General features: G+C 72.0%; 8 protein-coding genes. All 8 read right to left on the bottom strand.

What is annotated here, in order from left to right; all coding sequences use genetic code 11:
• Positions 1-79 precede the first annotated feature (79 nt).
• Positions 80-2143 carry an APC family permease gene (locus E4099_RS24455; RefSeq protein ID WP_135341282.1) on the bottom strand — a complete coding sequence of 688 codons (2064 nt, stop codon included), beginning with the start codon at positions 2141-2143 and terminating at the stop codon, positions 80-82.
• 75 nt (positions 2144-2218) lie between these two features.
• The gene (locus E4099_RS24450; protein WP_245245130.1) at positions 2219-3322 is read right to left on the bottom strand and encodes a cytochrome P450 family protein; all 1104 of its coding nucleotides are present in this window, start codon (positions 3320-3322) and stop codon (positions 2219-2221) included.
• Positions 3319-4809 carry a cytochrome P450 gene (locus E4099_RS24445; protein ID WP_386389330.1) on the bottom strand — a complete coding sequence of 497 codons (1491 nt, stop codon included), beginning with the start codon at positions 4807-4809 and terminating at the stop codon, positions 3319-3321. Before E4099_RS24445 ends, E4099_RS24450 begins: the two co-directional genes overlap by 4 nt.
• Positions 4806-5408 (bottom strand): GTP-binding protein, encoded by a 603-nt coding sequence (locus tag E4099_RS24440; RefSeq protein ID WP_135341280.1) that lies wholly within the window; start codon positions 5406-5408, stop codon positions 4806-4808. The genes E4099_RS24445 and E4099_RS24440 overlap by 4 nt, the downstream gene beginning before the upstream one ends.
• Positions 5386-5745 carry a DUF742 domain-containing protein gene (locus E4099_RS24435; RefSeq protein ID WP_135341279.1) on the bottom strand — a complete coding sequence of 120 codons (360 nt, stop codon included), beginning with the start codon at positions 5743-5745 and terminating at the stop codon, positions 5386-5388. The genes E4099_RS24440 and E4099_RS24435 overlap by 23 nt, the downstream gene beginning before the upstream one ends.
• Positions 5742-6170, bottom strand: a complete 429-nt coding sequence (locus tag E4099_RS24430) for a roadblock/LC7 domain-containing protein (RefSeq protein ID WP_135341278.1) — start codon at positions 6168-6170, stop codon at positions 5742-5744. The genes E4099_RS24435 and E4099_RS24430 overlap by 4 nt, the downstream gene beginning before the upstream one ends.
• A complete protein-coding gene (locus E4099_RS24425; protein ID WP_135341277.1) occupies positions 6167-7549 on the bottom strand; it encodes an ATP-binding protein in 1383 nt (460 codons plus the stop codon). The genes E4099_RS24430 and E4099_RS24425 overlap by 4 nt, the downstream gene beginning before the upstream one ends.
• 184 nt (positions 7550-7733) lie before the next feature.
• Positions 7734-8618: an SIS domain-containing protein gene (locus tag E4099_RS24420; protein ID WP_135341276.1), complete on the bottom strand. Its 885-nt coding sequence runs from the start codon at positions 8616-8618 to the stop codon at positions 7734-7736.
• Between the last annotated feature and the right edge of the window lie 71 nt (positions 8619-8689).

The raw sequence follows: 8689 nt of genomic DNA, 5'->3' as shown, positions 1-8689 counted from the left end.
ACCCAGGACGCCGCCACCCGCACACGGGCCCGCCCGGCCCCCCGTGGTGCGGGCGGGGCCGGGCGGGCCGGTGGCGGGATCAGTTCGCGGGGGGCGGCGGCTCGGCGCCGGCCGGCTCGCGTGCGGGCCGGCCGACGGTGCCGCGCCGGACGGCGCCCGGCGCGTTCCACTCGGCGCGCCTGCGGGCCCGGCGCTTGGCCGCTTCGGAGGAGTCCAGCTGCCAGGGCACCGAGGTGACCATCACCCCGGGGGTGAACAGCAGCCGGCCCTTGAGGCGCAGCGCGCTCTGGTTGTGCAGCAGGTGCTCGTACCAGTGGCCGACCACGTACTCCGGGATGTAGACGCTGACCACGTCGCGCGGGCTCTCCCGGCGCAGGCTCTTCACATGGTCGACCACGGGCCGGGTGATCTCGCGGTACGGGGAGTCGAGGACCTTCAGCGGCACGTCTATGCCCCGCTCCTGCCACTCGGCCTGCAGGGCCTTGGTCTCGGCCGGGTCGACGCTGATGCTCAGCGCCTCCAGCCGGTCCGAGCGCATCAGCTTGGCGTAGCCGAGGGCGCGCAGGGTGGGCTTGTGGATCTTGGAGACCAGCACGATGGCGTGCACCCGGGAGGGGCGTGCCGCCTCGTCGTCCTCCTCGGTCAGCGCCAGCTCCTCGGCCACGCCGTCGTAGTGCCGGCGGATGGCGGTCATGGTGACGTAGAAGATCACCATGCCGAGCAGCGCGACCCAGGCGCCGTGGGTGAACTTGGTGAGCAGCACCACGACCAGCACCAGGCCGGTGAGGAACGCGCCGAAGGTGTTGATCGCCCGGGACCGGATCATGTGCCGGCGCTTGGCCGGGTCGCGCTCGGCGGCCAGATGGCGGTTCCAGTGCCGGACCATGCCGATCTGGCTGAGCGTGAAGGAGACGAAGACGCCGACGATGTAGAGCTGGATCAGCTTGGTGGAGTCGGCTCCGTAGATCCACACCAGTATCGCGGCGGTGCCGGCCAGCAGCACGATGCCGTTGGAGAAAGCCAGCCGGTCGCCGCGGGTGTGCAGCTGGCGGGGCAGGTAGCGGTCCTGGGCCAGGATCGAGCCGAGCAGCGGGAAACCGTTGTACGCGGTGTTGGCCGCCAGGAACAGCACCAGCGCGGTGGCCGCGGCCAGCAGCACGAAGAGGAAGGTTCCGTCACCGAAGACGGCCGCCGCGACCTGCGAGATCACCGGGTTCTGGGTGTAGTCGTCGCCGACCGGGACGCCGTTCTTCAGCAGCTCGTGCGCCGGGTTCTCGGCCATCTTCACATCGGTGGTCATGGCCAGCGCGATGATGCCGCAGAACATGGTGACGGCCAGGCCGCCCATCAGGGCCAGGGTGGTCGCCGCGTTCCGGCTCTTGGGCTTGCGGAAGGCGGGTACGCCGTTGCTGATGGCCTCCACGCCGGTGAGCGCGGCGCAGCCGGAGGAGAAGGCCCGCAGCAGCAGGAAGACCAGGGCGAACCCGGCCAGTCCGGAGTGCTGGGGGTTGATCTCGTAGTCGGCGGTGGGGGCGCGCATGTCGTCGCCGAGCACCAGTCCGCGGTAGGCGCCCCAGGCGATCATCAGGAAGACGCCGGCGACGAAGACGTAGGTCGGGATGGCGAAGAGCTTGCCCGACTCCTTGACGCCGCGCAGGTTCATCAGCGTGAGGAGCACGATGATGGTCACCGCGCAGGCCGTCTTGTGCTCCACGATGAAGGGCACCGCGGAGCCGAGGTTCTCCACCCCGGAGGAGATCGACACGGCCACGGTGAGCACGTAGTCGACCAGCAGGGCGCTGGCGACGGTGAGGCCCGCCTTGGGCCCGAGGTTGGTGGTGGCCACCTCGTAGTCGCCGCCGCCGCTGGGATAGGCGTGGACGTTCTGCCGGTAGGAGGCCACCACGGTGAACATGAGCACCACGACGGCGGCAGCGATCCACGGACTGTAGTGGTAGGCCGACGCTCCCGCCACGGACAGGACGAGCAGCACCTCGCCGGGTGCGTACGCCACGGAGGACAGCGGGTCGGACGCGAAGACCGGCAGGGCGATGCGCTTGGACAGCAGGGTCTCGCCCAGCTTGTCGCTCCGCAGCGCCCGGCCGATCAGGATCCGTTTGGGAATGTCGGTCAGTTTGGACACAGCAGAGCATCGTAAGGGGTGTCCGGGGCCGTGCCCACCCATCGCCCCGGCGACGACGGGTGGGCGGCCTGGTGCTCAGCTGAGCAGGGCCGGGAGGTGCCGGTGTCCGTTGGAGATGAAGGACTCGACCGGGGTCAGCCCCTCCGGCGGGGCGGCCAGGGCCAGCTTGGGGAACCGCTCGAAGAGCGCCGGCAGTGCCACCGCGGCCTCCAGCCGGGCCAGCGGTGCGCCCAGGCAGAAGTGGACCCCGTACCCGAAGGACAGGTGGTCCTTGACCTGCCGGGTGAGGTCGAAGGCGCCGGCGTCCTCGCCGTGCACCTCGGGGTCGCGTCCGGCGGCGGCGTACCCGGCCACGATGGCCTCGCCCTTGTGGATCACCAGGCCGCCGTCCAGCTCGATGTCCTCCACCGCGTAGCGCAGCGGCAGGTTGGCCACCGGGGCCTGCACCCGCAGTGCCTCTTCGATCACATCGTCCCAGCTCGCCTCGCCGGAGCGGACCAAGGCCAGCTGCTCGGGGTGGGTGAGCAGCAGGTGGATGGCGTTGTCGAGGAGGTTGACGGTGGTCTCGTGGCCGGCGCTGATCACCAGCAGCAGGGTGTCGACCAGCTCCTGCTCGGTGAGCCGGGAGTCGCCGTCCTCGTCGCGGGCCGCGATCAGCCCGCTGGCCAGGTCGTCCTTGGGGTTCTCGCGCTTGTTCGCGACCAGCTCGCCCAGCAGCTGGTAGATCCGCCCGTAGGTGGCGGTCACCTCGTCCGGGTCGGCGGAGGTGTGGAAGATGCTGTCCACGCAGGCGCGCAGCCCCTCCCGGGATTCCTCGTCCTCGATGCCGAAGAGCTCGCAGATCACCTGGATCGGGATGGGATAGGCGTATCCCTCCCGCAGGTCCACCACCTCACCGGGCTCGGTGGCGGCGAGCTTGTCCAGCAGTTCGGCGGCCATCTCCTCGATACGGGGGCGCAGCGCGGCGACGCGGCGTCCGGTGAACGCCTTGGCGACCAGGGTGCGCAGCCGGCGGTGGTCGGTGCCGTAGGCGGTGAACATGTTCTGCACCGCGACCCAGGTGAACAGGGGCCACTCGGGTGAGACCTCGCCGTTGATCCAGCGGGGCCAGTGCTGCCGCGGGTCCTTGGAGACGCGCGGGTCGGTCAGGAGTTCCTTGAGCAGCGACTGGCGGGTCACCGCCCATGCCACCACGCCGCCAGGGAGCTCCACACGCGTCGCCGGCCCGTGGGCGCGGATGCGGTCGGCCTCGGCGTGGATATCGCGGCCGGTGGGGTCGATGACAACAGTGGCGGGCTGGCTGGATTCGCGTTCCATCGGCTGTCTCCGGGGGTGTTGGTTTCGTCGATGTGGTCACGCACGGGTGCCGTCATGGGTGCGGACGCCGGCGTCGGCAGCGGCGTCGTCACGGTCAGCGGCACGGGGGGAAAGCGCACGGGTAGTGCGGCGAGTGCGCGGTGGAACGGGCCCGGGCGCCAGGCCAGCTGGTCGGCGGGGACCGCGAGTTGGATGTCCGGGATGCGGTCGAGCAGCTTCTCCACGGCCACCGCGGCGATCAGCCGGGCGGCGTCCTTGCCGGGGCAGGTGTGCGGACCGGCGCTCCAGGCCAGGTGCGCCCGGTTGCCGGTGCGGTGCTCCGAGGCGAGGGCGGGGTCGTTGTTGGCGGCGGCGAAGCTGACCACCACCGGTTCGCCCTCGCGCAGCCGCACGCCCGCGAAGTCCAGGTCGTGCACCGGGTAGTGGACGGCGTAGTTGGCCATCGGGGGGTCGAGCCAGAGCACCTCGTCCAGCGCGTCCTCGACCGGGAGGCTGCCGCCGGACAGGTCGCCGGCGAAGCGGTCGTCGGAGAGCAGCAGCCGCAGCGCGTTGGTGATCAGGTTCTGCTGGGGCTCGGTGCCGGCGCCCATCAGGACGACGAGCTGGTGGATCATCTCCTCGTCGGTCAGCCCCACCGGGTGGGCCAGCATCCAGGAGGTGATGTCGGCTCCCGGCTGACGGCGCTTGAGCGCGATCAGCTCCATGAAGGTCTCGGTGAGCATGGCGTTGGCCCGCTCGGCGTCCACCCCGTCGAAGATCCCGGACATGCCCTGGACCAGCCGCTCGCCGATGGCGGGCGGGCAGCCGAACAGCTGCTGGAAGACCAGCAGCGGCAGCGCCTTGGCGTAGTCGCCGAGCAGGTCGGCCTCGCCGTTGGGGGCGAACTTGTCGATCAGGGTGTCGGCGCTGTGCTCCACGTAGCCGCGCAGGGCGGCCGGGTCCACCCGGTCCAGGCCCTCGGTGACCGGCTGGCGCAGCCGGGCGTGCGCCTCGCCGTCCGCGAACAGGCAGTTGGGCCGGTACACCATCATCGGGACCACCGGGTTGTCCGGGGCCACCCGGCCGTCGGCCAGTGCCCTCCAGCGCCGGGCGTCCTTGGCGAACTTCTCCGGGCTGCGCAGTACGTCGAGCGCGGCCTGGTAGCCGGTGACCAAGGTGGCGTACGCGCCGGGGGCGAGTTCCACCGGGGCGATGGGCCCGAACGCCCGCAGCCGCCGGTAGACGGCCTGCGGGTCGGCGGCGAACTCGGGCCCGTACAGCGGCTCGGCGCCGGGGACCCGGCCCGGGTCGCCGTGGTGCACGGGGCAGCCGGGTGGCGGCACGGCGCCGGCGTCGGGGCGGTAGGTCACGCATGCTCCTGGGTCGTGCGGGCGTACAGGTACTGGACCAGGGAGATCAGGGCCTGGGTGGAGGAGGTGCGGTCGCGGGCGTCGCAGGTGACCAGCGGGGTCTCCGGCAGCAGGTCGAGGGCCTCGCGGATCTCCGCCTCGGGGTAGGCGGGCGCCCCGTCGAAGTGGTTGACGGCGACCGCGTACGGCAGGCCGTGGTCCTCCAGCAGGCCCATGACGTCGAAGGACTGCTCCAGACGGCGGGTGTCGGCGAGCACCAGGGCGCCCAGGGCGCCGCGGGTCATGTCCTGCCACAGCCGGGTGAAGCGCTGCTGCCCGGGGGCGCCGAACAGGTACAGGACCAGCGAGTCGCTCAGGGTGAGCCGGCCGAAGTCCATGGCGACCGTGGTGGTGGTCTTGTCCTTGATGCCGGTGAGGTCGTCGACCAGGGCGCCGGCCTGCGTCATGGTCTCCTCGGTGCGCAGCGGCTTGATCTCCGACAGCGAGCCGACGAAGGTCGTCTTGCCGACTGCGAAGTGCCCGACGACCAGCAGTTTCACCGCCGTCTTGACGGTCTGTCGGAGATAGAGACCGCTGTCAGAGGCGAGCGCGGAGTCCATCGAGCACCTCCTGCAGAAGCTGGGCCTCGGGCAGTTGCGCCGAGGGGATGGGGGACCTGGTGGTGATGTGTCCGCTGTCCACGAGGTCGCCGAGCAGGACCTTGGTGACGCTGACCGGCAGCCGCAGATGGCTGGCGATCTCGGCGACGGAGAGCGCCCCGCCGAGGCAGAGCTCCATCAACCGGCGCTTTTCCGGGCTGAGTCCGGACAGCGGCCGGTCGCCATGGGCCATGACCAGCGTGACCAGGTCGAACGTGTTACGGGTCGGGTGTGCGCGGCCGTCCGTGACGACGTACGGCCGCACCAGCCCTCGTTCCTCGCGACGCCGCGGGGTCATGCCGTGCTGCCCATCCCCTGCCAGGCGTCGTCCTGCCGCGGTGGGCTGGTGAGTTCCTTGCCGAGGCGGTCGACCAGCTTCTGCATCCGGTAGGTGACCGCCTCCATGTCCACCTGTTCGCTGGCCGAGACGGCGAGATAGGCGCCGGGTCCGGCGGCTATCAGGAACACATAGCCGCCGGCGAACTCCACCAGCGTCTGCCGCCAGGGCGTCTCCTCGGGCTGGCAGAACTCGGCGGTGCTGCGGCTGATCGACTGGAGCCCGGAGAGCGCGGCTGCCTGGCGCTCGGCCTCGTCCCGGTGGATGCCCTCGGAGTGGGCGCGGAGCATGCCGTCCGCGGAGAGCAGGATCGCGTGCCGCGCCTCCGGCATCCGGACGACCTCGTCGAGCATCCAGCCCAACTCGTTGTTCATGTGGTCGTTCATGCCTGGCGGTTCCCTTCTTCGTGGTGGGGAGCGGCACCGTCCCGGTCCTGCGCGCGACCGGACCGGGTGCCGCGGGCGAAGGCGCCCATGCGCCGGGCTGTCTCCTCCGCCGAACGGACGGGGTGCGAGCCGGTGTCGGACTCCGCGGCGGGCTCGTGCGCCGTCGGCGTCGGCCAGTCGTCCCGCTGCTGGTCGGCGGCGGGCTGCCGGCGGCGGCGCTTGGGCAGGCCGCCCGCGGTCGACTGGTAGGAGCGCGGGGTGTCGTCGCCGGGCCGCGGCCGGGCCTGCGGGGCGCGCGGTTCGGGGACCGGCGCCGGAGTGGGCTGCGGCCGGCCGGCGGCCTGGGGTGCGGGGGCTGACATGGTCTGCGGCGGGTCCGGGTCCAGGTGGGTGAGGAGTGCGCTGGGCAGGAAGAGCACCGCGCGTACACCGCCGTAGGGGGACCGGGTGTCGACCGAGACGCTGAAGCCGTACCGCGCGGCGAGGACGCCGATCACCGGGAAGCCGAACTGCGGGGGGTCGCCGAGTCGGGAGACGTCCACCGGCCGGCTGCCGGCCAGCAGCTCGGCGGCGCGCTGCACCTCCTGGGCGTTCATGCCGACACCGGCGTCATCGATGACCACGCAGGCGCCGTTGTGCACCGGCTGCAGGCTGACCTCGACCTTGGTGTTGGGCTGGGAGTGCCGGGTGGCGTTGTCGAGCAGCTCGGCGGTGGCCAGCACCACCGGTTCCACGGCCCGGCTGGCCACCGCGATGTCGATCTGGGTGTGCACCTGCACCCGGCGGTAGTCGCGGATGCGGGAGGTGGCACCGCGCACCACCTCGGTGAGCGAGGAGGCGGCCCGCTGCCGGCCGGGCCAGGATCCGCAGAGTACGGCGATGGCCTGGGCGCGCCGGCCGAACTGCGAGTTGGCGTGGTCGATCTGGAGCAGGTCGCCCAGGACGTCCGGGTTGTCGTGGCGGTCCTGCATCTCGGAGATCGCCAACTGCTGTTCGTGCGCCAGCCCCTGGAGCGCCCGCATGGACGCCTTCAGCGCGGTCTTCGCCGAGACGTCGGCTCTGGCCTGGGCGTTCTCCACGGCTCGCTGGAACAGCTCCATGACGGCCTGGAGGTTCTGCGCGAACGGGGTGCCGGTCAGCCCGTGGTCCCGCGGGCCTGGCGGCGGCCCGGGCCGGCTCGTGGCGTCGGCGAGTGCCGGGAGGCGGACCGCCACCAGGTGCCGGATCTCCTCGTCACGCGCCAGGAGTCCGCCTTCGAGTACGGCGTTGCGCCTCCGTGCGACGGCGGTGATCCGGTGCTGCCGCAGCAGCAGGACCAGAAGAGCGATGACGACCACGGCCAGGCACCAGACCATCACCTCCGATATGTGATCTGTCATCAGTTCCTCAGGGACGGGGGTCGGAAGCCCCGGAAGCGGAATATCGCGATCATCCTAGCCACGCCGGTGACGAAGTGTCCGCCGCTGGTCACGGTTGGCTAGGCGGGCTGGGCGATTGACGGTGATTCGGCGGTGACGTCCGCCCGCGGACCGGACGATCGGCCGGTCCCGGCGCCCTGCCGTCTCAGGATTCGGGCAGGATCACCGAGCGGGTGAGGTTGCGCGGGCGGTCCGGGTCCAGTCCGCGGGCCGCCGCCACGGCCACCGCCAGGCGCTGCGCCCGGACCAGTTCGGCCAGCGGGTCCAGTCCGCCGGCCACCCAGGTCCCGCCGGCCGCCCGCACCTGCTCGGCCAGGCCCGCGGGCGGGTCGCCGATCATCCAGGTGGCGGTGGACGGGCCGGTGATGCTGATCGGACCGTGGCGGTACTCCATCGCCGGGTACGCCTCGGTCCAGGACAGCGAGGCCTCCCGCATCTTGAGCGCCGCCTCGCTGGCCAGGCCCACCGTCCAGCCGCGCCCCAGGAAGGTGAACTGCGAGCAGGCGGTGAGCCCGTCCGGCAGCGGTTCGGCGAGGGCGGTCCGGCCGTCGGCCACCACGGCCTCGCCGTGCAGCCCCAGGTGGGCGCGGAGCAGGGTGAGCGCGCTGGTGGCGAAGCGGGTCTGCACCACCGAGACCTCGTCGGCGAAGTCCAGCACCACCACCTGGTCGGCGGCGGTCATCACCGGGGTGGCGGGGTCCGCGGTGACCGCGGTGGTACGGGTGCGGCCGCGCAGTCGGGCGAGGAGTTCCAGGACTTCGGTGGTGGTGCCGGAGCGGGTCAGCGCGATGACCCTGTCATAGCGGCGGCCGGCCGGGAACTCGGAGGCGGCGAAGGCATCGGTCTCGCCCTGCCCCGCCCCCTCGCGCAGGGCCGCCGCGGCCTGCGCCATGTACAGCGAGGTCCCGCAGCCGGCGATGGCCACCCGCTCCCCCGGCCCGGGCAGCGCCCCGGTGTGCGCGGCGGCCGCCTCGGCCGCGCGCCGCCAGCACTCGGGCTGACTGGCCAGTTCCTTCTCCACATGACTCACGGCGATCCCCCACCTGTGTGCGGTGATGCGTACGACAGCCCGATACTGCCATCCGCGGGTCGGGCGGGCGG

The sequence above is a fragment of the Streptomyces palmae genome, from assembly GCF_004684805.1.
In the GTDB taxonomy this organism is placed as follows: Bacteria; Actinomycetota; Actinomycetes; order Streptomycetales; family Streptomycetaceae; genus Streptomyces; species Streptomyces palmae.
This window is presented reverse-complemented; position numbering and strand designations above follow the sequence as displayed.